General features: G+C 71.9%; 26 protein-coding genes and 1 tRNA gene. 11 read left to right on the top strand and 16 right to left on the bottom strand.

The window, feature by feature from the left end:
* Positions 1–96: 96 nt before the first annotated feature.
* Genes ABME02_RS03380 through ABME02_RS03370 form a run of 3 tightly spaced genes read right to left on the bottom strand, consistent with a single transcriptional unit; the run spans position 97 to position 3,424 of the window.
* Positions 97–1,152, bottom strand: coding sequence for a YihY/virulence factor BrkB family protein (locus tag ABME02_RS03380; protein ID WP_353813877.1), 1,056 nt, complete (start codon positions 1,150–1,152; stop codon positions 97–99).
* 31 nt (positions 1,153–1,183) lie between these two features.
* Complete coding sequence (locus ABME02_RS03375) at positions 1,184–2,404, bottom strand: AI-2E family transporter (protein ID WP_353813876.1); 1,221 nt, start codon at positions 2,402–2,404, stop codon at positions 1,184–1,186.
* A gap of 54 nt (positions 2,405–2,458) precedes the next feature.
* Positions 2,459–3,424, bottom strand: coding sequence for a DMT family transporter (locus ABME02_RS03370; RefSeq protein WP_353813875.1), 966 nt, complete (start codon positions 3,422–3,424; stop codon positions 2,459–2,461).
* A 40-nt stretch (positions 3,425–3,464) separates the two neighbouring features.
* On the opposite strand from ABME02_RS03370, the gene ABME02_RS03365 reads away from it, so the two are divergent.
* Positions 3,465–3,983, top strand: a complete 519-nt coding sequence (locus ABME02_RS03365; protein ID WP_353813873.1) for a MarR family winged helix-turn-helix transcriptional regulator — start codon at positions 3,465–3,467, stop codon at positions 3,981–3,983.
* Between the two features lie 30 nt (positions 3,984–4,013).
* Here ABME02_RS03365 and ABME02_RS03360 read toward each other — a convergent pair whose 3' ends face one another.
* The 5 genes from ABME02_RS03360 to ABME02_RS03340 all read right to left on the bottom strand — a co-directional run bounded on the left by ABME02_RS03360 (position 4,014) and on the right by ABME02_RS03340 (position 8,817).
* Positions 4,014–4,940, bottom strand: coding sequence for an aggregation-promoting factor C-terminal-like domain-containing protein (locus ABME02_RS03360; protein ID WP_353813872.1), 927 nt, complete (start codon positions 4,938–4,940; stop codon positions 4,014–4,016).
* Positions 4,941–5,125: 185 nt separating this feature from the next.
* Positions 5,126–5,293: a hypothetical protein gene (locus tag ABME02_RS03355; RefSeq protein ID WP_353813871.1), complete on the bottom strand. Its 168-nt coding sequence runs from the start codon at positions 5,291–5,293 to the stop codon at positions 5,126–5,128.
* A 163-nt stretch (positions 5,294–5,456) separates the two neighbouring features.
* Positions 5,457–7,115 (bottom strand): SulP family inorganic anion transporter, encoded by a 1,659-nt coding sequence (locus ABME02_RS03350; protein ID WP_353813870.1) that lies wholly within the window; start codon positions 7,113–7,115, stop codon positions 5,457–5,459.
* Positions 7,112–7,558: an ArsR/SmtB family transcription factor gene (locus ABME02_RS03345; protein WP_353813869.1), complete on the bottom strand. Its 447-nt coding sequence runs from the start codon at positions 7,556–7,558 to the stop codon at positions 7,112–7,114. The genes ABME02_RS03350 and ABME02_RS03345 overlap by 4 nt, the downstream gene beginning before the upstream one ends.
* Before the next feature lie 50 nt (positions 7,559–7,608).
* Positions 7,609–8,817 (bottom strand): Fic family protein, encoded by a 1,209-nt coding sequence (locus ABME02_RS03340; RefSeq protein WP_353813868.1) that lies wholly within the window; start codon positions 8,815–8,817, stop codon positions 7,609–7,611.
* Between the two features lie 208 nt (positions 8,818–9,025).
* Between ABME02_RS03340 and ABME02_RS03335 the strand changes: the two genes are divergently transcribed.
* Positions 9,026–10,546: a glycosyltransferase family protein gene (locus tag ABME02_RS03335; protein WP_353813867.1), complete on the top strand. Its 1,521-nt coding sequence runs from the start codon at positions 9,026–9,028 to the stop codon at positions 10,544–10,546.
* Between the two features lie 4 nt (positions 10,547–10,550).
* Here the strand turns inward: ABME02_RS03335 and ABME02_RS03330 are convergent, their stop codons facing one another.
* The gene (locus tag ABME02_RS03330; protein WP_353813866.1) at positions 10,551–11,135 is read right to left on the bottom strand and encodes a mismatch-specific DNA-glycosylase; all 585 of its coding nucleotides are present in this window, start codon (positions 11,133–11,135) and stop codon (positions 10,551–10,553) included.
* Between the two features lie 112 nt (positions 11,136–11,247).
* Between ABME02_RS03330 and ABME02_RS03325 the strand changes: the two genes are divergently transcribed.
* Positions 11,248–12,819, top strand: a complete 1,572-nt coding sequence (locus tag ABME02_RS03325; RefSeq protein ID WP_353813865.1) for a carboxylesterase/lipase family protein — start codon at positions 11,248–11,250, stop codon at positions 12,817–12,819.
* Positions 12,816–13,631, top strand: a complete 816-nt coding sequence (locus ABME02_RS03320) for a 2-oxo acid dehydrogenase subunit E2 (RefSeq protein WP_353813864.1) — start codon at positions 12,816–12,818, stop codon at positions 13,629–13,631. The genes ABME02_RS03325 and ABME02_RS03320 overlap by 4 nt, the downstream gene beginning before the upstream one ends.
* Before the next feature lie 18 nt (positions 13,632–13,649).
* Here ABME02_RS03320 and ABME02_RS03315 read toward each other — a convergent pair whose 3' ends face one another.
* Together ABME02_RS03315 and ABME02_RS03310 are read right to left on the bottom strand one after the other, a co-directional pair.
* Complete coding sequence (locus ABME02_RS03315) at positions 13,650–14,486, bottom strand: NUDIX hydrolase (protein ID WP_353813863.1); 837 nt, start codon at positions 14,484–14,486, stop codon at positions 13,650–13,652.
* A gap of 300 nt (positions 14,487–14,786) precedes the next feature.
* Positions 14,787–15,932 (bottom strand): tyrosine-type recombinase/integrase, encoded by a 1,146-nt coding sequence (locus tag ABME02_RS03310; RefSeq protein ID WP_353813862.1) that lies wholly within the window; start codon positions 15,930–15,932, stop codon positions 14,787–14,789.
* A 155-nt stretch (positions 15,933–16,087) separates the two neighbouring features.
* On the opposite strand from ABME02_RS03310, the gene ABME02_RS03305 reads away from it, so the two are divergent.
* From ABME02_RS03305 to ABME02_RS03290, 4 genes are all read left to right on the top strand, one after another.
* A complete protein-coding gene (locus tag ABME02_RS03305; protein ID WP_353813861.1) occupies positions 16,088–16,273 on the top strand; it encodes a helix-turn-helix domain-containing protein in 186 nt (61 codons plus the stop codon).
* Positions 16,274–17,044: 771 nt separating this feature from the next.
* Positions 17,045–17,374 (top strand): DUF7169 domain-containing protein, encoded by a 330-nt coding sequence (locus tag ABME02_RS03300; RefSeq protein ID WP_353813860.1) that lies wholly within the window; start codon positions 17,045–17,047, stop codon positions 17,372–17,374.
* A gap of 161 nt (positions 17,375–17,535) precedes the next feature.
* Complete coding sequence (locus ABME02_RS03295) at positions 17,536–18,408, top strand: P22 phage major capsid protein family protein (RefSeq protein WP_353813859.1); 873 nt, start codon at positions 17,536–17,538, stop codon at positions 18,406–18,408.
* Between the two features lie 71 nt (positions 18,409–18,479).
* Positions 18,480–18,743, top strand: a complete 264-nt coding sequence (locus ABME02_RS03290) for a hypothetical protein (RefSeq protein WP_353813858.1) — start codon at positions 18,480–18,482, stop codon at positions 18,741–18,743.
* Between the two features lie 868 nt (positions 18,744–19,611).
* Here ABME02_RS03290 and ABME02_RS03285 read toward each other — a convergent pair.
* Together ABME02_RS03285 and ABME02_RS03280 are read right to left on the bottom strand one after the other, a co-directional pair.
* A complete protein-coding gene (locus tag ABME02_RS03285) occupies positions 19,612–20,181 on the bottom strand; it encodes a hypothetical protein (RefSeq protein WP_353813857.1) in 570 nt (189 codons plus the stop codon).
* A 325-nt stretch (positions 20,182–20,506) separates the two neighbouring features.
* A complete protein-coding gene (locus ABME02_RS03280; RefSeq protein WP_353813856.1) occupies positions 20,507–20,776 on the bottom strand; it encodes a hypothetical protein in 270 nt (89 codons plus the stop codon).
* 998 nt (positions 20,777–21,774) lie between these two features.
* Here ABME02_RS03280 and ABME02_RS03275 point away from each other — a divergent pair.
* The gene (locus ABME02_RS03275) at positions 21,775–22,173 is read left to right on the top strand and encodes a hypothetical protein (RefSeq protein WP_353813855.1); all 399 of its coding nucleotides are present in this window, start codon (positions 21,775–21,777) and stop codon (positions 22,171–22,173) included.
* Between the two features lie 612 nt (positions 22,174–22,785).
* Here the strand turns inward: ABME02_RS03275 and ABME02_RS03270 are convergent.
* The 3 genes from ABME02_RS03270 to ABME02_RS03260 form a co-directional block, all read right to left on the bottom strand.
* Positions 22,786–22,859, bottom strand: a tRNA-Pro gene (locus ABME02_RS03270).
* A 134-nt stretch (positions 22,860–22,993) separates the two neighbouring features.
* Entirely contained in the window at positions 22,994–23,650 is a 657-nt protein-coding gene (locus ABME02_RS03265) for a hypothetical protein (protein WP_353813854.1), read from the bottom strand.
* Entirely contained in the window at positions 23,647–24,123 is a 477-nt protein-coding gene (locus ABME02_RS03260) for a MarR family winged helix-turn-helix transcriptional regulator (protein WP_353813853.1), read from the bottom strand. The genes ABME02_RS03265 and ABME02_RS03260 overlap by 4 nt, the downstream gene beginning before the upstream one ends.
* A 103-nt stretch (positions 24,124–24,226) precedes the next feature.
* On the opposite strand from ABME02_RS03260, the gene ABME02_RS03255 reads away from it, so the two are divergent.
* The gene (locus ABME02_RS03255; protein WP_353813852.1) at positions 24,227–24,715 is read left to right on the top strand and encodes a nitroreductase family deazaflavin-dependent oxidoreductase; all 489 of its coding nucleotides are present in this window, start codon (positions 24,227–24,229) and stop codon (positions 24,713–24,715) included.
* Positions 24,716–24,747: 32 nt separating this feature from the next.
* Complete coding sequence (locus ABME02_RS03250) at positions 24,748–25,407, top strand: GNAT family N-acetyltransferase (protein WP_353813851.1); 660 nt, start codon at positions 24,748–24,750, stop codon at positions 25,405–25,407.
* Positions 25,408–25,423: the final 16 nt, after the last annotated feature.

Genomic DNA, 25,423 nt, shown 5'->3' with positions numbered 1-25,423 from the left:
CGAGTGGCACCAGCGCCCGTGCATCCTCGTCGGAGGCGGGCATCGACTCCCTGCCGCTCGTCGACGGCCGTGCCGCCGTTCGCGCGCGGCCCCCGGTCAACGCCGTCCGCCCGCCGCCGGGTCGGTCACGCCGGGCAGAGCGTCACGAGCGGCGGCGACCTCGGCCGCAGCATCCGCTGCCCGTCGCTCGGCGCGCTTCAGGCGTCGCAGCGCCATCGACGTCGCGCCGTACCTCGCGGCCACCCGGTCGCGCGCCTCGTCGACGCCGGTGACGATGTAGGCGCTGGCGATGAGCACCACCTGGCTCGACAGGTTGAGCCAGATGAGCAACGCGATGAGCGAACCGAACGAGGCCAGCAGCGGATTGCTCGTCGCTCCCCCGACGAAGAGGCTCGAGAGCACCTGGAGCACCGTCAGTCCGGCGCCGCCGAGGAGCGACCCCGACCACAACGCACGGGCGCCGGGGCGGAGCCCGGCGAGCAACCGGAACAGTCCGGCGATGACCACGGTGTCGATCGCGAAGGCGACGAGCACCGAGAGCGTGCGCGATCCGGTGTCGAACAGGACCCCGCCGAACGGGCGACCGAGCCAGCCGACGACCGCATCGAGCGCACCCGTCCCGACGACCGTCACGGCGGCACCCGCCAGGAGGAGCCCGCCGAAGCCGATCGCGATCGCGAGGTCGCGAAGCAACTGCCAGAGGAAGAAGCTGTCGTCGTCGGGGCGCCCGGCGAGCTGGCGGAGCGCGATCCGGAGCGAGCGGATCGCGCCGATGGCCGCTCCGACGACACCGATGAGCGCGAGCGTTCCGGCGATGCTCAGCGTGATGGGCTGGATCAGCGTGTCGGGGTCGAGCACCGCCCCCTCGCCGATCAGGCCGGGGATGACTCCGCTCACGGTCGCCACGATCGCGTCGATCGCGTCGGGATTGCCGGAGAGCCAGATCCCCGCGATCGCGAAGCCGAGGAACGTGCCCGCGAAGACCGAGAAGAGCGTCCGGTAGGTCACGCTGTCGGCGAGCATCGCCCCGTGCTGCTCCTGGTACAGCAGGAACGCGCGTGCGGGCTTGGTGCTGAGCACCCACCGCACGATGCGGGTGACCCGCTCGCGGATTCCGCCGCCGGCGGCCGTCTCGCCCGTCTGCTCGCTCATCCCGTCAGGCTAGCGAGCGCACCGCCGGGGATCACGGCCTTGACGTGCGCGCCGCCCGCCCCCGCGGCGGGCGCGCGGCGCGGTCGGCCTTCGCCTGCGCGCGCGCCTGGGCGGAGAGCTCGGCGGCGATCCCCTTCGTCTCGTCGACGTCCCCCGTCGCCGGTCGCCACCAGGCGAGGGTCGGGTCGGCGTCGAGCAGCACCGAACGCACGAGGAGCGTGAGCGGCACCGCGAGCACGGCGCCGATCGGCCCGATCACGAGCGCCCAGAAGAGGACCGAGACGAACGTGATGGTCTCGCTCAGGCGAACCGCGCCGCCGACCACCTTGGGCTGCACGATCGACTGCACCACCGCGTTCACGATGCCGTACACGAGGAGGACGGCGATGAACACCGGCCAGCCGCCCGAGAGGAAGCCGAAGACGAGGGGCGGCACGATCGCGATGAAGTAGCCGATGTTCGGGATGAAGCTGCAGATGAACGACAGGACGCCCCAGAGGAGCGCTCCCGGCACCTGGAGCACCAGGAGGGCGATCCAGTTCAGCACGCCCTGCGCGGCGCCGAGGGCGGTCGTGACGACCATGTACCGCCGCACGTTCCGCGTGTAGAGGACGAGCGCGTCCACGAGCGCTGGGCGACGGGGCCGCAGCTGGGAGAGGATGGCCGGCGCGTAGGTCCCGTCCATCGCCATGAGGATCAGGAGAGTGAGGATGACGACCAGCGAGAACGTGATGCCGGCGACGCCGCCGAGCACCGCGGACACGACGTCGATGATGCGCGAGGGCTCCAGCCCGTCGACGATGGCCTGGGCCTGCTGCGAGCCGATGCCGACGCCCTCGAGCGCGTCGCCGATGTTGGCGGCCGCCGCCTGGATCTGCGGCGTGTACTCCGGCAGGAGGGTCGCGAACTGCGCCAGCGCGAACACGAGCGTCACGACGAAGCCGGCGAGCAGGGCGAAGACCGAGACGATGGCGCCGCCGGTGGCGATCCCCACGGGGACGCCCCGCCGGATGAGTCCGACCCGCACCGGATGGACGCAGATCGTCAGGACCAGCGCGAGGAACGCCGGCGCGACCACGGATCGGGCCGCCGCGAGTCCGAACATGACGACGACGGCACCCGCGAACCCGAGCAGGATGATGCTCGCGCGGGGCAGGGCGACCGAGGCGCGAGGGACGAGTGCCGCCTCCTCCGGGCCAGGATCCGATTCCGACGGAGATCCGGTGTTCCGACGCCACGGGCCGCGAGCCATGATCCCCCCGTTCCGCCGCAGCCGGAGCACCGGGCGCGGCACCTTCGGCGCAGGCTAGCAGTCGGCCGGACGGGGCGATGGGACTTCGGTCCGGTGCCCGAGCGCGGGCCTCGGGCGCGTGACCGTCCCGACCGCCCGCTGGGCGAGGCGCTCGCGGGCCCACGAGACGGGCCGTTGCGCGGCGGGCTGCCCGATGACGATCCCGACGAGCACGATGCCGAGGCCCGCGACCTGCCACCCTCCGAGTCGCTCGCCCGCGACGAGCACGCCGAGCAGCACGCCGGTGACCGGGTTCAGGAGTCCGACGAGCCCGACCGTCCCGGCCTGCAGCCGGGAGAGCCCGGCGAACCACGCGGCGAAGGCGACGGCCGTCGCGATCGCGCTCACGTACGCGAAGCCGATGAGGCCCTCCGCGTCGAGCGCGGGCGGCGGCCCCTCGACGACGAGGGCCGCCGGCAGCAGGAGCAGGCCCCCCGCGAGCAGCTGCCACGACGTGATCGAGAGCACGTCCGTGCCCGCGCGCCAGCGCTTGGCGAGGATGTAGCCGAACGACGAGAGGATCATGGCGCCGACGGATGCGGCGATGCCGAGGGGTGGCGGCGCGACGCCGTCGCCCGCGAGCATGAGCGCGACCCCGGCGATGCCGAGCCCGGCGCCGAGGAGCGGGAGCAGTCGGAGCCGCTCGCTCGCGAGCAGCCAGGCGAGCAGCATCATCGCGGCGGGCGAGGTCGCCATGATCGTCGACGCCAGGCTCGTCGGCAGCAGTTGCGCGACGAGGTAGATGAGTGCGAAGAACACGCCGACGTTGAGGGTGCCGAGGACGGCCGCGCGCCACCACCATGCCCCGCGGGGGCGTCGCGGGCGCACGGCGAGCAGGAGCAGCCCGGCCGGGAGCGCGCGGAACGCGGCACCCCAGAGCGGGGCGTCCGACGGGAGGAACTCCCGCGTCACCCAGTACGTGCTCCCCCATGCGATCGGCGCGATCGCCGTCACGAGCACCCAGCGCCATGTAGTTTCCATGGAAGACACTATACCTTCCTTGGAAGATATAGTGTCCGGCATGACGACGGATGGCACGGACGACCGAGTCGCTCGCATCATGCGCGAATGGCGCCGCGAGCGACCCGACCTCGACGTCTCCCCGCAGGGGGTGATCGGCCGCCTGCACCGACTGGCGAACGCACTCACCGACGAACTGGTCGCCGTCTACGACCGGTTCGGGCTCTCAGAGGGCGAGTTCGACGTGCTCGCCACGCTGCGCCGGGCCGGCGACCCGTTCGAGCGGACCCCGGGCGACCTCGCGGCCTCGACCATGGTCACGAGCGGCGCGGTGACCAAGCGCGTCGATCGCCTCGTCGCACGCGGACTCGTGACGCGGCGCGCGAGCGACGTCGACGGACGAGGGCGCGTCATCGCGCTGACGCCCGCCGGCCGCGAGCTCATCGACGAGGTCATGACGGCCCACATGACGAACGAGCACCGCCTGCTCGCGGCGATCGACGCCGGCGAACGAGCGGTGCTCGAGCGTGTGCTCAGCCGGTGGTTGTCGACGTTCGAGACGCCGACCGCCACTGGGTGAGTTCGAATCCGTCCGCGCGGACGGCCGGGATCAGTACCAGCCGACCGAGACCGAGTGCGACCAGGCGCCGCAGGGCGTGCCGTAGCGGCCGGCGATGTAGCCGAGGCCCCAGGTGATCTGGGTGGCCGCGTTGGTGGCCCAGTCGGCACCGGCGGTCGCCATCTTGTCGCCGGGCAGCGCCTGCGGGATGCCGTACGCACCGCTCGACGGGTTCTGGGCGTAGACGTTCCAGCCCGACTCCTTGTTCCAGAGGTCCACGAGGCAGCCGAACTGGTCGTCGCCCCAGCCGTACATCGAGGCCATCAGGTCGCGCGCGGTCGCCTGCGCGCCGCTCGGGTTGGCAGGACCGCTCGGGTAGGACGGCGCTGCGGGCGCGGCCTGCTCGGCGGCGGCGGCCTCGGCCGCGGCCTTCTCGGCGGCGGCCTTCTCAGCCGCGGCCTTCTCGGCGGCGGCCTTCTCCGCGGCCTTCTTCTCGTACGCCGTGACCTTGGCCTTCACCTGGTCGACCTTCTCGGACGTGAGGCTCGCGAGCTCGAACACGCGCTCGGGGGCGAGGTAGGTGTAGTGCTCGAGGCTGGCGACCGACGAGGCGAGCTCGGTGGCATCCGCCTTGCCCTTCGCCTTCGCGATCGTGGCGTCCGCGGCCTTGAGCGTGTCCTCGGCCGTCTTCACGGCGTGGGCCTCGAGGAGGCCGCCTGCGGCGTCGAGCTGGTCGATCCCGCGGTCGGCGCCCTCGGCGATGGCGGCGGTCTCGGCGACGCGACGCTCCTGGTCGGCGACGGCCGACTGGACGGCGAAGCCCGAGCCGACGAGCGCGCCGACGGCGACGACCGCGCCGGAGGCGATCCAGGCGGCTCGGCGGTTGCGACGGGTGCGTCGCACCCGGGCGCGCGTGGCGACGACGGACTCGTCGGTGGTGGTCGGGGTGGTGCTGGGGGAACTGTTCTGGTTGCGCATGAAATCTCGTGGGCGGCGCTCGAGGTGCTGTCCTCGGGCGCCGCGATTCTCGTCTCGGTGCTTGAAAGGGGGGTCGCCGCGGCGAAGTCGCCAGTCTGCACACCCTTTCTCCACGAGTCGTGCCCATTCCCTGTGAAAGTCATCCGAACAGTCGACGGATGCTCACCTCCATGGGAGAGCGATCCTCAGGTCTCGGCAGGCGTGAAATCGGGGTACCCCTGCCACTCCCCCGGGCCGTGCGAGCGAACGAACGCCTGGTGCACGCGCTCGCATGCGCCGCGCAAGGTGGTGCCCCAACCGAGCAGTCGCCCCTCGAACTCGGCCCGGTAGCGCACGGCGCCGTCGAGGCGCACGATGTCGACCCGGCCGTACTCGCGACCGAGCGAGTCGACGAGCCGCCACCGCCCCGGTTCGGGCTCGTCGGCGGCGAGGATCGGATGCCAGCTGGCCAGTGGTGCTCCCTCCCGAGCGCCCCGGCCGGCGTGACTCGATCGTACGTCGGGCCGCCCCCGGACGTCACATCGCGGCGGACGCGCGGCGGACGTGGCTTCGCGCGTGCGCGACCGCCCCGGCGAGGTCGTCGAAGAGGTGGTTGCGGTGCCGCAGCGAGTCGATGACGCCGACCCGCCGCGCGAGCTCGAGGTGGCGGTCCTGGATCCCCTTCACCAGGACGGTCACGCCGCGCCGCTCGAGGGCGTGGACCAGCTCGGTGACGACCTGCGCACCGGTCGCGTCGAGGATCTGGAGCTGCGACATCCGGATGATGACGACGTCGACGTCGCGCATCGCGCCGACGCGCTCGAGCATGCGCTCGGCCGCCCCGAAGAAGAGCGCCCCGTCGAGCCGGAACAGTGCGACCCGCTCGTCGCCGACCTCGGCGGGCCCGGGAAGCTCCTCACGATGCACCCCGCTCGAACGCGCGAGCGCGCGCAGCGCGAGGAACGCCGCGACGGCGATGCCGACGAGCACCGCCGTGATGAGGTCCACGCTCACCGTGATGACGGCCGTCGCGACGAACACGATCGCATCCGCCCGCGTCGACCCGACGACCGAGCGCACGGTCGCGACCGAGATCATGCGCGTGGCCGTGACCATGAGGACGCCGGCGAGCGCCGCGAGCGGGATGGATGCCACGACGGAGGCCCCGACCGCGACGATCGCGGCGAGCAGCACGGCGTGCACGATCGCCGAGAGCCTCGTGCGCCCGCCCGTGCGGACGTTCACGGCCGTCCGCGCGATCGCCCCGGTGGCGGGCATGCCGCCGAACAGCGCCGAGGCGATCGAGGCGAGGCCCTGACCGACGAGCTCCCGGTCGGCGTCGAACGACCCGGTGTCGGAGATGGATGCGGCGACCCGCGCCGACAGCAGGGATTCGATCGCGGCGAGGGCGGCGACCGTGGCCGCGGGAAGCGCGAGCGCGGCGAGGGTCGCGGGGTCGACGGCCGGCAGCGTCGGCGCCGGGAGGCCGCTGGGCAGGGCCCCGATCGTCGCGACGGGGATACCGGTGAGCACGACCACCAGCGTGACGACGACGATCGCCACGATCGACCCGGGCACGAGCGGATGGATGCGCGGCGCGATGAGCATGATCGCGGCGACCGTCGCGACGACGGCGAGCGCCCACGCCGAATCCGGCCAGGACGCCCCGAGCACCGCGTCGATCGCGCCGACGACCGCGTTCGCGCCCTCGGTGGCCGGGACGCCGAGTGCGGCCGGCACCTGCTGCAGGAAGATGATCACGGCGATCCCCAGAGTGAACCCCTCGATCACCGGCCAGGGGATGAACGTGACGGCGCGCCCGAGCCGCAGGACGCCGGCCACGAGCACGATGGCTCCGGCGAGCAGCCCCACGATCGCGAGCGCGCCGACGCCGTGGGTCGCGATGATCGGCGCCAGCACGACGACCATCGCCCCCGTCGGCCCGGAGACCTGCACGTTCGAGCCGCCGAAGACCGCGGCGACGACGCCCGCGACGATCGCCGTGACGAGGCCGCTCGCGGCGCCGGCGCCGGAGCTCACGCCGAAGGCGAGCGCGAGTGGCAGCGCCACGATCCCGACCGTGACGCCGGCGACGAGGTCGCCCCGCCACGTCCGCCGGAGGCCGCGGTAGTCCGCGACGCCGGGCAGCAGCGAGCGGATGCCGCGGCGTGCGCGCCGCTCGGTCGTCGTCGTCATGGCCGGGCCGCCGCGCCGGTCGACGCGGCCGTTGCGGCCGGGCCATCCGTCAGTGCCGGCAGGTCGGGCAGGCCCGCCTGCTCGACGAGCTGACGTTCGGTGGCCTGCAGTATCTCGCCGAGGAGCGCCCTTGCGACGCGCAGGAGGTCGGCGACCTGCGGGTAGGCGAGCCGGTACGACACCTGGTTGCCGCGGCGCTCGGCGGTCACGAGCCGGTAGTTGCGCAGCACGGCGAGGTGCTGCGAGAGGTGGGACGCCTCCAGCCCGGTGGCGTCCAGCAGTGCGGAGACCGGCGTCTCGGAATCGGGCGACGCCGCGAGCACCTCGAGCACGCGCACGCGCAGGGGGTGCGCGAGCCCCTTGAAGAGGTTGGCCTTGACCTCGTAGAGCGGGCGGCTGGCGTCGGTGAACACGGTGACTCCTCGATGGATTGATGGATCCATCAATCCATTATGCGCTCATCCGCGCCGACTCCTCCCCTGCGAACGGCTCCTCACTCGTCCGAGCGCACCGCAGCCGCGATCCGCGCCGCGAGGTCGTCGAGCTCGGCGAGCAGGTCGACGACGCCCCACACGCGGTTCCGCTGCCGTGCGGTGACCTGGCGGATGACGCCGTCGGCCTCGAGGCGATCGAGTGCGGTGTACACGCTCGACAGCGGCGCACCGGTCAACGCCTGCGCCTCCTCGGCGCCCAGGATCGGGTGCTCGGCGAGCACGTCGAGCAGCTTCGCCGCCGCGCTCCCCGCTCGCGGCCGCGTGAGGTCCCGCCAGTAGCCGGGCAGGTCAGCGAGCCGGTCGGCCGCCCCACGCGACTCGACCGCGGCGATCCGCGTGCCGCGCGCGAGGTCGGCCACGAACGCGTCGACGTGGCCGTCGCGGTAGCCGTTGACGAGCGAGAAGTAGCGGTCGCGCTCGGCGAGCATGGCGGACGCCACGGGCACGACGGTGCGCGACGTGAGCCCCCGACGCCGGAAGACGGCGTTGATGAGCGCCCGGCCGATCCGGCCGTTCCCGTCGGTGAAGGGGTGGATCGACTCGAACTGGGCGTGCGCGATCGCCGCCTGGGCGACCGGATCGAGGTCGTCGCGCGCGCTGAAGGCGAGAAGGTCGTCGAGCAGCTCCGGCACGAGCTCGGGCGGCGGCGGGACGTGCACCGCGCCGATCGGCGAGTGGTCGGACCCGCTGATCCAGTTCTGCACGTCGCGGACCCTCCCGGCGTACCGCGCGTCGACCGGGTCGTCGGCCATCAGTGTGCGATGCGCGTCGAGCACGTCGTCGAGCTCGATCCGCCGCGACGTCCCCGCCCGATCGATCATCCGGCCGAGCGCCCGCGTGGCGGCGACCATCGACGACGCGGACTCGTTCGAGCGGATGCCGGCGACCGCCCGGGCGTAGTCGTCCATGCTCGCGTCGACCTGCTCGATACGGGACGACGACACGGACTCGGTGCGCAGGAGGAGCCCGCCGAGCGCCCCGAGCTGCCCGCGCGGATCGGTGTCCACGGCGATGACCGCTCGCGCCGCATCGGCGAGCGCGACCGTGAGCGACGGGTCGGGGCGGTAGTCGAGGCGGGCGATCGTGGGCGGCAACGAGACCGTGATCTCGCGCAGCATCCGATCCGCCCGCGTGCCGTGGCGCCCGGACTGCCGCCAGGGCACCGTGCGCGAACCGTGCGCGGGCCAACCGGTGCCTGCGTTCGCCATGCCACCTCTCCTCGGAATGAACGCGATCGTATTCCGTGTTGCGATGATAACTCGGAATAATAGCGATGTCGTTCCGACTTGCCGATGCCGGGTCGTCGAGTCGACCGCCATGCCCGGACCCATCGTCCGTCGCCGGAGACGCTAGGGTCGTCCGCAGCGGCGCCGCCCGCGCCACGCTCCCGCGCCGACCTCACGCCAGGAGGAGACCGTGACCGAGGCAACCGCCGCGCCGACGAGCGCGACCGGAACCCGCCGTGAGGCGACGACGGTCGCGATCATCGCCGTCGGGGTCGTCGCGCTCGTCATCCGCGCGGCGGCGTTCGCCTTCCCGGACGCCCTCCTCTGGCTGCGCGAGAACGACGACGGCGTGATGTTCGCCGGCGCCGTCTCGATGCTCCACGGCCGGCTTCCGTACGCGGACTTCGGCTACGTCCATCCGCCCGGGTCGCTGCTGCTCCTCCTCCCGTTCGCCGGGTGGGCCGAGATCACGAACGAGGCCGTCGGCCTCGCCGGGGCACGTCTGCTCACGATCGCGGTGGGCACCGCGAACACCGTGCTGATCGGCGTCCTGCTCCGCCGCTTCGGCGTCGCCGCCGTGCTCGTCGGCGCCGGGCTGTACGCCACGTGGGGCATGGCGGTCGCGACCGAGCGGACCTACCTGCTCGAGCCCTACCTCAACCTCGGACTGCTCGTCGCGCTCCTCGCCGTCCTCGGTGGCCGCCGGTCCGCCCCGTTCATCGCGGGCGCGGGACTCGGCGTGGCGCTCATGGTCAAGTTCTGGGTCGCGATCGACGTCCCCATCGTCGGCTGGATGATCTGGAGCCGTCTCGGGCGCGGTGCAGCGCTCCGATACCTCGCATCGGGAGCGCTCGTCGCCGCCGTCATCGGCCTGCCGTTCCTCATCGCCGACCCCGGCGCGATGTGGCAGCTCACCGTGAGCGCCCAGCTCGGTCGGGCCGGGAACGACGTCGACCTCGCCGAGCGGGCGGACTACCTCTCGCCCTACTTCGCCTTCCCGGCGGTCCGCGAGGCCATTCCGACCGCCGCGTCGGCCGCCGGCGTCGTCGTCGCGCTCGCCGTCGCCGCCCTGCCCCTCGTCGGAGAGATCGGCCGGCGGACGCGCCCGGGCTCGTGGCCGCCGGAGGCGTGGTGGGCGATCGTGACCCTCGCTCACGCGATCGTGCTCGCGGCATCCGGCGTCTCGTTCTACCACTACGCGGTGTGGCTCATGGCGCCCCTCGCCCTCGCCCTCGGCGCCGCCGTCGGCCGCATCCGGCGAGCGCGGGCCCGTCGTCTCGTGGCCGCGGGCGGCCTCGCCGTGATCGCGCTGATGGCCGTGGGGGACGTCGTGATCGTCGGCCCGCGGCCCTCCGCATCCGTCGTCGCGGACTGGGCGGCCGAACACGAGTGCGTCGCCGGGATGCCCTCGGTGCTCGTCGTGGCCGATCACGTGGGTGCGAACATCGAAGCGAGATGCACGATGGACGTCGATCCCCTGAGCCTCGCGTTGACGCTTCCCGATGCCGGCCGTCTCACCCGCGACCGCTTCCTCGGCTCGGAGGAGTGGCAGGAGCGCTGGTGGTCCTACCTGGCCGACGCCGACGGCGCGGCACTGGATCCCGACGAGCTCGGCTGGCTCGACCCCGCCCACCGCGAGGAGTTCGAGCGCGAGTTCACCGTGGTGGAGCGCATCGGCGGGCTCGAGCTCTGGTCGCGTCGGAGCGACTGAGCGCTCAGTCGGCGGGCGGCGCGACGCCGACGATGCCTGCGGCGAGCGCCGGCCCGGCGTAGGCGCGCGCGAGGTCGTCGACGGTCGCGTGGGCATTGAGCCCGCTGGGGTTCGGGACGACCCAGAGCTCGGCGCCCGCGATCCGCTCCTCCTGTCGCCCGGCGCGGGCCTTCGGGCGGTCGAAGCCCTGCCGGTACGCGGTGAGGCCGACGACGGCGACGACGCGCGGATGCCACCCGGCGATGTCGCGCTCGAGGCGCGCTGCGCCCTCACGGAGCTCGGTCCTGGCGAGTTCGTCGGCGCGCGCGGTCGCGCGGTGCACGAGGTTGGTGATGCCGATGCCGGCGTCGAGGAACATGCGGCGGTCGGCGTCCGTGACGCCCTCGGCGAAGTCGGGACGGTGCGGGAGGATCCCGGCCGCGACGAGCGCGGGGTAGAACCGGTTGCCCGGGTGGGCGAAGTGCGTTCCGGTCGCGGCGGTCCAGAGCCCGGGGTTGATGCCGACGAACACGAGCCGCGGGTGCTCGGGCATGAGGTCGTCGACGGTCGCGTCGCGGTACGACTCGAGTTCGGCGCGTGTGAAGCCCATCTCGGTCTCCTCCCTCGCGCGGATGCCGCCGTCAGCCTACTGCGCGGGCGCGACGGGTCGATGCGGGACCTTCGCCCCGGACGCCGGCGGGGCGGCGGTGCAGCGTGGGGTCATGGACACGGTGGTCAGGACCGACCACGGCGCGGTGCGGGGCAGGATCGTCGATGGCGTGCACACCTTCCTCGGGGTGCCGTACGCGGCACCGCCGTTCGGTGCGAACCGCCTGCTCCCGCCGCGACCGGTCGAGCCGTGGGACGGAGTGCGCGACGCCGGGGCGCTCGGGCCGGAACCGCCGCAGGTCGCCCCGCCGCCGACGGGCGGCGCCGCGGCGGGCGCCGCGGCGGGCGCCGCGGAGGACTGGCGAGGCGTCGATGCCGCGTTCGCCGGACTCGAGCACGCCGCACCGGCGAAGGACGTGCTGAACCTCAACGTCTGGACGCCCGACCCGGGCGCGGCGCGGCTCCCGGTCATGGTGTGGATCCAGGGCGGGATGTTCGAGCTCAGTTCGACGGCCGCCTACGACGGACGCCGGTTCGCCCGCGACGGTGTCGTGTGCGTCGTCATCAACTGGCGGCCGGGCGCCGAGGGGTTCCTGATGCTCGAGGACGGCACGGCGAACCGCGGCCTCCTCGATCAGGTCGCGGCACTCGAGTGGGTTCGCGATCGGATCGCCGCGTTCGGCGGGGACCCCGCGAACGTGACGGTCTTCGGCGAGTCGGCCGGCGCCATGAGCATCGGGACGCTCCTGGCGATGCCCGCCGCCGGCCGGCTGTTCCGCCGCGCGATCCTGCAGAGCGGTGCGGCGCACCATGTGCTCTCGAGGGCCGATGCGACCCGGGTGGCCGGGCTCCTCGCCGAGCGACTCGGGGCGGCCGCGACGCGCGATGCGATCGCCGCCGTCGGCGTGCCCCGCCTGCTCGCGGCCCAGGCCGAGCTGAAGGCCGACCTGATGGCCCACCCCGACCCCGATCGCTGGGGCATGCCGCTCGTGGCGACGACCATGCCCTGGCAGCCGGTCGTCGACGGCGAGGTGATCCCCGCGCCGCCGATCGAGCGCATCGGGGCGGGCGCCGCGCGCGACGTCGACATCGTCGTCGGCACGAACGCCGACGACTGGCGTCTGTGGCTCGTGGTGAGCGGCGCGTTCGCGCAGGTCACCGACGACATCCTCACCGGGCCGGTCGCACGGTTCGGCTCCCAGTCGCGCGCGGCGTACGACCTCCCGCCGGTGACCTCGCTCGCCGCCTACCGCGAACGGAATCCGGGAGCGGTCCCGGGCGACCTGCTCGCCGCCGTGCAGACCGACTGGTGGATGCGGATCCCCGCGATCCGACTCGCGGAGGCACACGCGCGCACGGCCGCCGGCGGCCGCACCTACATGTACGAGTTCGCCTGGCCGTCGCCGGGGCTCGGGGCGGTGCACGCCCTGGAGATCCCGTTCGTGTTCGACACCCTCTCCCCCGATGCGCCGCTGTTCGGCCCGATGCTCGGCGCGACTCCGCCGCATCCGCTCGCCGACGCGATGCACGGCGCGTGGGTCGCGTTCGCGACCTCCGGCGACCCGGGCGAGCACTGGCCGCGGTACGACGCAGAGCTGCGCGCGACGATGCGCTTCGACGCCGAGTCGCGGGTGGTCGTGGACCCGCGCGCCTGGGAGCGCGGCCTGTGGGACGGCGTCAGGTGAGGCCCGCCGCTCGGCAGTCGACCGGGTCCGCGCCCGGCGGCGAGGGCGGGCTGGCACCCGGCTACACGCTCACGCCGATCCCCCGCGAACGTCGCCCGGTGCTCGACCGCCTCGCGGGCGCGCGGCGCCGCTTCCAGGTGCACGCGCTGGTCGAACTCGACGTCTCGGAGGCCGATGCGCGGCTCTCGGCCGCCGAGCCGCACGTGTCGTGGACGGGCTTCGTCGTCGCTTCGCTCGCGCGAGCCGTCGCGGAGCATCCCGATGTCAACGTCCGCCGGGCGGGCCGCCGCGTGCTCGCCTTCGACCGGGTCGACATCGGCGCCACGGTCGAGCGGCACTGGGCGGGGCGTGCGACGCTCGACGTCGTGACCGTCCGCGACGCCGACCGGACGACGCCCGCGGAGGTCACCGCGCTGCTGCATGCGGTCAAGACCGGGCCGGGCGTGGATCACCGCCCGCGGGGTGCGATGCGCGCCGTCCTCGCACTGCCGGGGCCGCTCCGGCGCACCGCGATCCGCGTCGCGGGGACCGTGCCCGGCGTCGCGGCGGCGTTCGGGCCCGCCGTCGGCGTGACCTCGATCGGCATGTTCTCCCGCAGCTGGGGGTGGGCCGTTCCGCTCGCTCCGTTGACCGTGATCGCGACGGTCGGCGGCGTCGCCGATCGTGCCGTCGTCCGAGAGGGCCGAGTCGTGGCGCGCCGCATGCTGCCGATCACCCTCAGCTTCGACCACGCGCTCATCGACGGCGCGCCCGCGTCCCGGTTCACCGAGACGCTGCGTCGCACGATCGAGACCGCGTCCGTGCTCGACTGAACCCGCCCCGTCGGTTCGTCACCACGCGCGAACGGATGCCTCGGCACGGCGCCGCACGGAACGCAGCATCCGCCGCGTCGCGGCCCGGTGCAGGCCGAGCCCCATGAGCAGGGTGCGATACGCGGTGCCGCGCCATCCGGGGAAGATGGCCCTCGTCTCGGCGCGGAGCCGGCTCCGACCCGGCCCGAGCGCATCGATCCGGAAGACGAGCTCGTAGTCGGAGAACCGGTGCCGGCCGGCGAGCGCCAGCCGCTCCGGCGGCTCGGCCGTGGCGACGTGGAAGCCGGGCACGACCGCACCGGGATCCGGCACGGCGACATCGCCGCTCGCGACGTCCTCGGCGCCGAGCAGGCGGGCGAACCGAGCGGATGCCGCGTGCGAGACGAGGGCGACGAGCGCCGTCCACGCCGCATCGCGGCCCGCCGCCGCCTCGACGGCGTGCTCGTCGACGAACGGCAGGGGGTCGACGACCCCGGCCCGACGCAGGTACGCCACCAGGTGGGTCGTGACCCGCACGCGGTGCAACTCGCGCGGCGCGAACCAGCGCGCGTCCGCGGCGTCGTCGGACGCGGCGAGCGCCCCGCCCTCGACGGTCGCGGCGAAGTCGCGGATGTCGAATTCGCGCCCGTCCGCGGTCGGCAACCGGAGGCGCCACAGCTCACGCCCCACGGCGACGCGCAGCCCGGTCTCCTCGAGCACCTCCCGCGCCGCGGCATCCGCGAACGACTCCCCCGGCTCGAGCCGGCCGCCGGGCACCGACCACCGGCCGCGCTGCGGCGCCGCGCCGCGCTTGACGAGCAGCACGCGCCCGTCGTCGTCGGTGATCACGGCGCCCGCCGCCGGGACGATCTCCATGGCCTCACGATACGGGTGCTCGCGGTGGCCATGACCACGGCCGGAACGCAGAAGTCCCGGCGGATTCGATCCGCCGGGACTTCGCTCTGGTCGGGCTGACAGGATTTGAACCTGCGACCCCTTGACCCCCAGATGAACCCGGCGCTTCCGGGAGCGTCCGCTGAGGTCCACCAACCTCCGCCAACTTGCCCGGATTTCCGGGGCAGAGAGCCCCAACGCGCCGCCTGAGCGTCCACACTCGTCCAAGGCCGTTCTGGGCCGTTCGCGGGGTGGCGTTGGCGTACGCGTTGGCGTACGGCGCTACTCCCCGAGCGCCGCCGCGAGGACCTCCGCGGCCCGACGCTGCCCGTCCGTCGTGACGTGTCCGTAGATGTCTCCCGTGATGCTGACACTCGAGTGCCCGAGCATCCGCGACACGTCCGTGATGGGCACGCCCGCGCCGAGCATGGTCGACGCCGCTGAGTGCCGGAGCGTGTGGAGGCCGACGCCCTCGAGCCCCGCATTGCTCGCCGCCTTCCGCATTGCGCGGGCGACGTTGTGCGGGTCGAGGTGTTTGCCCTCGTCCGTCGAAAACACGAGCCCGAGGTCGTGCCAGAGCGCTCCGGCGCGGAGACGGGTCTCGGCTTGCGCGGCTCGATGCCGCCGCAGCATGGCGACAGTCCCCGCCGTGAGGTTCACCGTGCGTCGTGAGCGCTCTGTCTTCGGCTCGGTGGTGACGAGCCGCCCACCGATGCTCGAGACCGTCGAGCGCACGCGTAGCGCCGCGCCCTCGAGGTCGACGTCCTGCCACCGGAGCGCGAGCGCTTCACCCCGCCGCATCCCGGTGCGCGCGAGGAGGACGATGACGGGCTCATAGCGCGAGCCCTTGACCGCCTCGAGCACCCGCCCGACCTCGTCCGGAGTCAGGGACCGAGCCTCGACTCGTTCCACCCCCGGGCGCTTGACGAGCGCTGCGACATTGCGAGCGACGAGCCCATCGCGCTCCGCGGCGTCGAGGGCCATGCGAAGCACCGTGTACGTCTGGCGGATCGTCGAGGACGAGAGGCCGACCTCCCGCAGCGAGAGGATGAGCGCCTCGACGTCTGTGGGGCGCAACTTCTCGAGCGTGATGGCGCCGACTTCACCGCCGATGAGGTGCTTACGCGCGAGGGTCGCGTAGGTCGACTTGGTGGTCGGCTTCCGGTCGCTCACCTCGAGCGTTGTCGAGATCCACCGCTCGACGTAAACGCCGACGGTCTCCCGCGAGTCGCGGACAGGCTTGCCAGCCTCGACGCGCTCGCGGCGTTCCCGCATCTTGGCGACCGCCTCGCGCCGTGACTTGCCGTAGCACGTCGCCCGCTTGGTGGCCCCCGTCACCGGGTCGGCGTAGGTGAACCGCGCCTCCCAGAGCCCCTTGTCATCGCGGTACTTGACCGACCCCGCCCCGTTCGCCTGCTTGCCTGGCATCCCTCTCCATTCGACGGGCTCGAGGTTAACACAAGCCCGTCGAGTCAAGGGGTCATGCGCCCCCGACATGGGCACCGGCCCTGAGGCTGGCGCCCTCCTCTGGCGTCCGCACTAGTCCGAGCATGTCCGCTCGCCATGGAAAGGCCCCGCCCATAATGATCGACACTCCCCTCCTCTACAGCCCCGACGCCGCAGCCCGCCTCCTCGGAGTCGGGCGGTCGACCGTCTACGAACTCCTCGCCGACGGCACCATCCCGTCACTCAAGATCGGGCGCGCGCGCCGCATCAGGCGCGAGGCCCTCGAGGCGTTCGTCGCCGACGCCGGGCGCGCCAGCGTCTAGGCGGGTCCTACGCCGCGACGGCGGGCCCTTCGGCGCCAGATCGGAGCCCGTTGGAGCCGACGCATGTAGGAAGTGTCGAAACTCCTACATTCTCCCTATTGCCTCTCTAGGCTCCTCCTCCTCAATGAGTAATAGGGGAAATGTAGGAGTTTCGACACTTCCTACATCGCCCGGCGCCGAGCCTTCCCCAAGCGGCTCCGCGCCCGCGGCGCCTGGGCAGGGATCGCCGGGCTGGCGCCCTCCTACTTCGTGAACACTCCCAACCCGACCCCATCCACTCCAACCGCCCGCGTCACCGCCGCCGCCCTCGCCGCGGGCGTCGACGTCGAGCAAGCCCTCGCGGGGCTCCGTCGGCGGCAGCGTGACGCCATCGAGCGCGGCGTCCGCCGTTGCGCCATGGGCGGCCACTCGAGGCCTATCGAGGAGTTCGAGCGGCGCCGCACGTGCCGCGGATGCCGTGAACGGGCCGCCGCCATCCGCACCCGGGCCCGTGAGGCCGAAAGTACGGGGTGACTGGCGCCCTCCTATAGTGAGCCCCCCCCCAAGAGGGGCGGCTCTTTTTGAGCGTGCGGCGTTACGAACGCCCCGCGAAGGAGTTCCCCCGATGTTTTCCCAGAGGTGCCGCGCCTGCGGCGCCGTGTTCGACAGCGCACAACCGGCGATCACGTGCTCGGGGCGCTGCCGCGCCCGGCTTCACCGCGCGCGCGCGACCGCGTACACCCGCATTCTCGAGGCCGTCCTGGCGACCTCCGACCCTTCCCAAGGAGCACCGTGAGCACAACCGCCACCGCGACCCGGCACCACTGCGATTCGCTCGCTCGACTCGCGGTCATCCTCACTGAGGCCACCGCCGAGCAATGGGCGACGCCCGCGCGCCCGTCGTCACCGAATGGCGGAGGCCCGGTTCGTACCTCCGGCCATGCCGACCCGACCGCGAGCGTGGGCGGCAATCCCGACCGCCTCGCGCTGCGCGCCGCAGTGCTCCGCGCCGAATCCGCCTTGGCGGTCGCCGCCGACGCCCTGAACAGCGCCAGCGACGCCCTCGAGACGGCCCTCGCCCCCTACCGGCAGACGACCGTACGCGTAAGCGCCTCGCCCTAACCCCGTTCCCTCAGGCAGCGCCATCCGGAACACTCGCACCTCCCCGCGGCGCCCTCGGCGTCCACCTCTGACCGACGTCGCCAACGGCAAGAGCCCAGCGACCACGTCACCGCAGCGCGGTCCCCTTCACCCCCTTCCCTCTCGAACGGAGACCCCCAGAAATGACCAACGACATTCTCACCGCCGACGCCGTCGCTTCCGTCGCCGCCAACATCGTCGGCCAGGACATGAACCTCGCCGCACTCCTCTACAAGGACCTCGCCAACGAGTTCGTCGGCGGGCGCGGCTCGACCGTCCGTGTTCGTGTGCCCGGCGCCGTCCCGAGCCGCACCCGCAACGCGTTCGACACGACCACCGCCATGGCCGTCGACACCATCGCCGAGGTCGGCATCAGCGTCACCCTCGACACCCTCGCCTATAGCAACGTCGCGCTCGCCCCGGGAGACCTCGACCTCGCGCTCGAGGACCACGCCGCACAGGTCCTGCGTCCCCAGGCGTCGAGCATCGCGAAGCACATCGAGGCGGCCACGGCAGACGCCATGAGCGCGACCGCGGCCACCGCCCTGACCTACAGCGCCGCCGACCCGGCGAAGACGTTCACCGCCATCCGCCGCACGCTCCGCAGCAACGGCGTTCCCGCCGACGCGCGCCTCATCGCCGCGGTCGGCGCAAACGTCTACGCCGACCTGCTCGACGCCGACGCGTTCGATGAGAACGGCAAGGTCCGCGGCTTCGAGGTCCACGAGTCGACCCGAATCGCCGCCGACGACGTCATCGGCTTCATCCCCGAGGCCTACGCGCTCGTGGTCCGCGCCCCCGAGGTGCCGGCTGGCGCGCCCTACGGCGCCAGCGTCCGCGAGAACGGATTCGCCCTGACTCACCTCCGCGCGTTCGACGCGAACACCGCCGCCGACCGAAGCATCGTCGAGGCACTCGTCGCCGTGCAGCCCATGCCGCTCCCCGTCGACAACGAAGACGGAACCGTCACCCTCCTGACCGACGGCGGCGCCGTGCGAGTCAACACCGCCGCCTAACCGCGCACACCGGTCGGGGGTGTCGGCGCCAGCGCCTACACCCCGACCTCACCTCAAGGAAAGCCGAGCCAATGAATCACCCCCCTCGCCGCGAGGACGTCGTCGACTTCGCCGTCGCGCACGCCGTCTCAGGCGCCCTCCCCTCTGACCCGACCGACCTCGAACCCAGCGAGCGCGCCGCCATCGAGAGACAGGCACGGCGCCTCGGTGTGACGTTCGACGCTGCGCACGCGCTCCGCCGTTCCGCCGCCCGCGACGCGCTCGCACGCCTCAGCGCGCGACGAGAGATTCGAGCGCTCGCGCTGCGCGCACGTGAGGCGGCGGACGGCCAGTGAGCCGCCGCAAGCGGCCAAGGTCGCGTCCTGCCCCGCTGGTCACCGAGTCCGGACTCGTGGCACGGCTCCAACGGCGCAGGAAACGCCGCCGACGGGCGCGATAGTCCGCCGCACAGCAAGGCGACGCCCAAGCCTGCTACCCAAGTCCCCTCAGTCGCAATGACGCGGCTGAGTTCCTCGTCGCGTCGCGTGTCATGGCGACTACGGCGAGCGCTCGGAACACGCCGCCTCCTCCTAGGCGGCGCCGAGACCACGCGCGCACCGGAGGGGTTATCGGCTGCGGCGGCGTGCGGCCTCCCTCGTCGTGTTCGCGTCAGACAAGTCGAGAGGCGCCGCGCGGTCATCCTTGGTCGGGATGGCCGCCCAACGAGGTTGTGGTCGCCGCTGTCCTGCTTGCAGCGGCGGCCACAACCGACGAGGCCTAGCGCTCCGCGGGAGGCGGAAGCAGCAGAGCGCGCTCCCTGAGTCGCCCGCGCCGGAAACGCCGCCAACGGACAGTCCACACACTCCCAGGTTCGCCCGGACCGAATGTCAGGCGTCGCAGCGGTTGGAACGTGACACCCTCGTTCGGTCCCAGCACAAGCGGCGACGGCGGCGGCTTGTCGAAGCCGCCGCGCGCGGGAGGCACAAGGTCGACGTCCAGAGCGGTATACGGCAGTCGGGACGTGAGCGACCATGCATCGTTCTGGAAGTGCGATAGGTCCCACTCCACGCGCAGACGTCGGTCCTCGTGCGCGGTTCGCCACGCTCGCACTGAGCCGTAGATGCCCGTCGCGGCGCCGATAACCGCGGTCAACGGGACCCACCACTCGCTTGCCACGATCCACAGGGTAGCGAGAGGTGGCCTCTTGCCCTCCCCGCCGCGCCCCTAGCCCTCGTTGAGTGCGAGGTGACCGTCCTGCTCGAGGTGTCGAACGTAGTCCGACAGCGCCAAGGCCACGCCTGCTGCGCCGTTGCACCAATCGACCATCTCGCTGAGATAGCCCTTGGGCTCCCGACGCTTCGAGGCCTCCCATTTGCCGTAATCGGCATGGAGGTGGCGGCCATAGAGGTCGACCTCCAAGAGGTTCCAGAGGCTCACCGGCTCTCCATTCACCACGTAGACGACTGCGCTCGGGACCTCCTCGGCCTGCTCGGCAAACGCCTCGAGCACAGCCTCGACCTGAGGCGTAACCGTGACGCATTGGCGCAGCGCCTTGAGCACCTTTGTCAGCGCGACTTGATCCCTCGGCGCGTAGAACTTCCGCAGCGCGGCGCTGTGGAGCACACTCCGCCAGTACGCATCATCAGCATTCAAACGCGACACCAGATTCACGCCCGTCGGCAACGCGAGCGAGGATGACAACGCGCGGTAGTCATCTACGCACGACAGGAACATACGCAATCGCATGGCCTCGTCTGGCGGCGCCTTCTCGGTCGGGTCGAAGAGTGGGCTCATGCCTTCGACGATAGGCGCGCGGGTGGGGGACTGTTCGTCCCACCTGGACCGCGTGGCGCGTCCCGTGCGCCTGTGCGGCGTCCTCGTCAGGTCTCGTGGCCCGCGTCCCGTGGTCCGCTCCGCGCCGGGACACGACCGTCCCGCGCGGCGAGCCCCGGGCAAGTAGACCCGGCGCACGCTCGACGGGATGGGGTTGGTCGAGCGTCGCCCGAACGGGACAGCGCCCTCCCGTTCATGGGCGGGGCCCCGGGTTTCCTCTCCCCGGGGCCCCCGTGTGGTCAGGCAGTGAACCGAGTGTCTTGTCACGGACACCCGGTCCTCCCGACTACACGTGCTTGTTGATCCAGTCCCAGATGTTCTTGGGCAGCCAGCCGTAGCGGTCCTGCGAGGAGATGTCGACCACGAAGATGTGGTCGCCGCTGTCAAGGTTCGGCTTCAACTTCTCGTAGACCGACTTCGCCGAGGAGTTCGACACAACGATCCAGGTGGAGTCCACGAGGTGGCAGTACGTCCCGTAGGACTTGATCGCCTCGTAGAGGTCGTCGTACCTAGCACCCGGCTTGTTGAGGTCGTAGGTGATCAGGTAGGCGGACATCTTGTGTTCCAATCCGACAACGCCACCCGCGACCGGCATCGAACAAACCGGCGACGGTACTTGGCCTGACCGCGCCGTTCCGCTACCTTCTCTTTGAACCGCCAAGTTCGAGAGGGCCCGATACGGGGTGACACAACCCGTAGTTCGGGCTCTCTTTGTCACTACGAGCGTGCCATCGACAGGCGACATGTAGCCGTCCGACACGCCGGTGTTCAATCCATGTCATGGCGCCAATGGCCCACTATCGTGCGTGGCCCCCGGGTGGGGGGTGCCTCCCCCCTCCCCCTTACTCCCCTCCCGGTGCGGCATAGCGAGGCTGTGCGCGCGCGAGTCTGGGAGTTCAACCTCGCGCATCGCCAGTGGTGCTATCCACCCAGCGCTATCGCCATATCGATCCGGGCATCCGTCCATAGTGACGCTCGGAGCGTCCGGAGTTGCTCGGGGCTCGCCTCGGGCTCCTGGCGTCGCAGAAACGCGAGCCGATCCGCCTCGCTGTACTGCATCGGAGCCCCTAGGTCGTCGAAGTCGCCCGCCTGTCCGGCCCAGCGTAGGACAGACACCCACACGCCGTGCTCACGATTCAAGTGCGGGAGACATGATGACCCCATCAGTCCCGCACGTTCTGGCGTGAGCGACCACCACAGCGCCGCTACACCGCGCATACCAAGGCCCCGCCCTCTCATGAGGTGCGGGGCCTTTCGTGTTTCACGGGGTCGCCAACGCCGCTAGTCGAATCGCGGCTCCTCTCGATCCGCAACGACGCGAGCGGCGCACTCCTAGGGCGTGTTGATCAAGCGAGGGTGTGATCCACGAGCCTTGTGTTCCTGGCGTCGTCCGCTGGCTGGAAGTATGTCCTCGTGCTCATCCCGTGGTCTTCAGGTGCTCGAGAGATGTCGTCAGGATCGACAGAAAGCGGTAGGCCCGGCATGACGCATGCGATTGCCTCACCCCGACAGCAGCAAACCCGATCGATCGCGTTCGTCGCCGCAGCCAGCCTGGTGCTTACTCTCACCGCATGTTGGAACGCGCCCGAGTACCTCGTTCCCCCGCCGATCCCAGAACCGGAGGACGTCGTGGGCGCCTGGATGAACCCGGAGGACGGTGGGCGGATCGCCTTTTACGCCGACGGCACATGCCAACTCACAGACATCCCTGAGGGTGCACTCTCGCTCGACCCGCCCGGGCCCGATGGGAAGCCGACCGGGAATCCGGTCAACACGGGGGACTGCACGTGGCGGGTGGACGAGGAGGACTCCACCATCGACCTCGCCCTCGAAGCAGGGAAGCGCGGCACCATGCTCGCCGTCCGCGGATACGGCGGCACCGAACTCGGGTTCTGGCTCGGTGATCCCGACCAGCGGGACGTCTACCTGCTCCTGAAGCAGCCTGCAACCTGAGCGCTCGGAGCATCAGACCAACGACCCAGCATTACCTGAGGTTTTCCTGAGTGTTGACTGTATACTACCTGTATGTCCATCACAGCCACCGCGACGGAGTCCAGCGGCCCCTACGGGAACTTCCCCGAGCCCTCTGACTGGCGCAATGGTAGGGACGCAGAGGTTCGCCCGTGTGCCTCCTGCGATGAGCCGCACGACCTCGAGCGCACACCGGATGGCCGCTTCCACTGCCACCTGACCGGCTACTCAGAGGCGGCGTGACGCGAACGGGTCGAATCCATCGAGGGCGTCGGCGGCACGACCTAGCGTGGCGCCATGCCTCACTCGACACTCGCGCGCGTGCTCGTCCGGTTCGAGAACACCGGTGGCGCCGCGCTCGCGCTCGCGGTCGACCAGGCGAACGGTTGCGTAAACGTCTACTCCGGTGACCTCGGCGCCATCGATGCGGACGCCGCGAGGCCATCCTCATCGGCGTCGCTCACGCTGTCGTGCCCGAGCGCGCCCGCAACGCCTGAGCGCGTTGGCGTACGCGTTGGCGTACGGCGCGTTTACACGGGAAACGCAAGAGGCCCGGAACCCGCGACTTCCGCGTGATTCCGGGCCTCTTCCCGGTCGGGCTGACAGGATTTGAACCTGCGACCCCTTGACCCCCAGTCAAGTGCGCTACCAAGCTGCGCCACAGCCCGATGCCCTCAGCGTCTCCGTCGAAGGCAACTCGACCATCATAGCGGCATCCGGAGGAGTGCTCGTGCACACGGCGGGGCACTGCGTCCTTGCGGCGGGTGCGCGCTCGCAGGCGCCCCGCGAACCCGATCAGGCGTCAGATATGAGGCCGCACGGCGGCCATGAACCCGTCGACGTCGTCGACCCAGATCCGCACCTCGTCGACCATCTGGTCGCCGCCCCGCGGTGCCGTTCCCGGCAGCCGCACGAGCGTCGGCCGCTCGAGCTCGATCGCCACGGCGGTCTCGTGCTGCATCCGGAGCGACAGCGTGCGCGTGCCGTCCGTCTCAGTGATCTTCGACGTCTTCGGCTCGTCGACGCGCTTCACGCGCGCGATCGACGCGATGTCGTCCCAGGCGAGCAGCACGTCGGTCTCGAGACCCTCGCGCACGCGGATGCCCTCCGGGCCGACCGTGTGCGGCCGCATGAGGTACGCGGCGAGCAGCCCGAGCATCCAGGTGAGGCCCCAGATGCCGGCGACGAGCACGACGACGCGGACGACCGGCCAGCGGTGCACGATCAGGTCGAGCACGGGGATCTCGACGGCCGAGAGCACGATGAAGATCCACAGGATCGTGATGACGGGCGCGTGGTAGCCGAACCCGGTGGCCCCCGGCGCGATGGCGGGTCGACGGGCGATGAGGCGCCCGATGCTCGCGTAGATGCGGAGTTCGAGCTTCAGCGCCCGCAGCACGAACCCGCCCGTACGGCGGGCGACGGATGCCGCGGGCACTCGGTCGACGTCGGCGGTCATCGTTCGGCCCCCGCACGGGCGGCCGTCCGGCCGGCCTCGGCGGCCTCGACGAGTTCGCGCAGCCGGTCGGCGACCGCGTCGACCCCGCGCTGGAACGCCTCGCGGTCCGCCGGCGCGACGGCACCGAGGAGCACGTCGGAGAGCTCGGCGTGGTCGCGCTGCATCTCGTGCATGAGCTCGGCCGCCGACGGCGTGAGCGAGACGAGGACGGCGCGGCGGTCGCCGGGGTGCGGCTCGCGCCGGACGTACCCGGATGCCTCGAGCGCGTCGACGAGGCCCGTGATGTTTCGCGGACTCACCTCGAGCCGGGTCGCGAGGGCGTGCTGGGTCGAGGGACCCGCGTGCACGAGGTCCCACAGCACGCGCGTCCGCGCGGGCGTCAGCGAACTGCCCGCGAACTCGCGGGCGAGGTCGCGCTGGAACAGGTCGCTGATCTCGAGGAGCCGATCGAGCACGGTCACGGGCGCATCCATACCGTGATGATACTTCACTATCACCCTGCTGCACGATTCGCTCCGGCGGTACTCCACCGCGGGGCATCCGCACCGCCCAGCGCCCGCTGCATAGTGTGGGCCCATGGCGATGAAGAAGCCCGGCCCCCTGCTCGCCTGGTTCTACCGCGCACCCTCAACCCTGTATCGAGCGCGACTCGGGTGGCTCATGGGCGGTCGGTTCCTCATGCTCACCGCGCGCGGGCGGACGAGCGGGATCCCGCGCGCCACCGTGCTCGAGGTCGTGAAGGGCGATGTCGCGAGCGCGCCGGCCGCTCCCCCGACGCTCTGGGTCGTCGCCAGTCGCGGGCCGAGGACGGACTGGTACCGCAACGCGCTCGTGCACCCGGACGTGCGTGTCGACTGGCGCTCGCAACGGTTCGACGCCCGAGCCGTCGACCTCGACGAGGACGAGCGGGTCGGGCTCCTCGCCGACTACCAGCGCAGGTACCCGCGCGCCGCGGCCATGCTCGGGAAGGCGGCGCTCGGCGAGGCGTTCACGGCGGATCCCGACGATCTTCGCGTCCTCGCACAGGACCTCCGCGCGCTGCGCCTCGATCCGACGCACGCGTGACGGATGTCCCCGGCTCGGGTTAGCGTCACTGCATGAGCGACGCCGCCCTGCCTGCCGACCCGACCGACGCCTCCGACGATGGGGCCGCCGCCGACGGCGAGGGTGCCTCGACCCTGCGCGTGGTCTCGGCGTCATCGGTGCCGTTCGGCGACGTCGAGGCCGTCTTCGGCACGCGCGGCGATCCGGCGACGTGCTGGTGCCAGTGGTACAAGCTCCGGGGCTCCGCGTGGGAGTCGGCGAGCCGCGACGAACTGCGCGGTCGCCTCGAGGAGCAACTGGCCGCCCCCGGCACGGGGCCGGGCATCATCGCGTACGACGGCGAGACCCCGGTCGGGTGGTGCGCGGTCGAGCCGCGCAGCGGTCTCGAGCGGCTCCGACACAGCCCGGTCGCCTCGGCCTCACCCGACGACGACTTCGACGACCCGTCGATCTGGGCGGTCACGTGCTTCGTGGTGCCTCGCGCCTTCCGGCGCCGCGGCGTGGGGCGTGCGCTCGCGGCCGCCGCCGTCGAGACCGCCCGCGAGCACGGCGCGACCCTGCTCGAGGCGTACGCCGTCGACCCGACCGCACGTTCGAAGCCGCCCGCGGCAGACCTCTTCCCGGGCACCGTGTCGATGTTCGAGGCGGTGGGGTTCAGCGAGGTCGCCAGGCCGAAGCCGCACCGGGTGGTCATGCAGCATCCGCTCGACTGAACGCCGACCCGGCGAG

This window comes from Agromyces zhanjiangensis, assembly GCF_040496055.1.
GTDB classification, from domain to species: Bacteria; Actinomycetota; Actinomycetes; order Actinomycetales; family Microbacteriaceae; genus Agromyces; species Agromyces zhanjiangensis.
The sequence above is the reverse complement of the archived record's forward strand: the minus strand, read 5'-3'. Positions and strand labels throughout refer to the sequence as shown.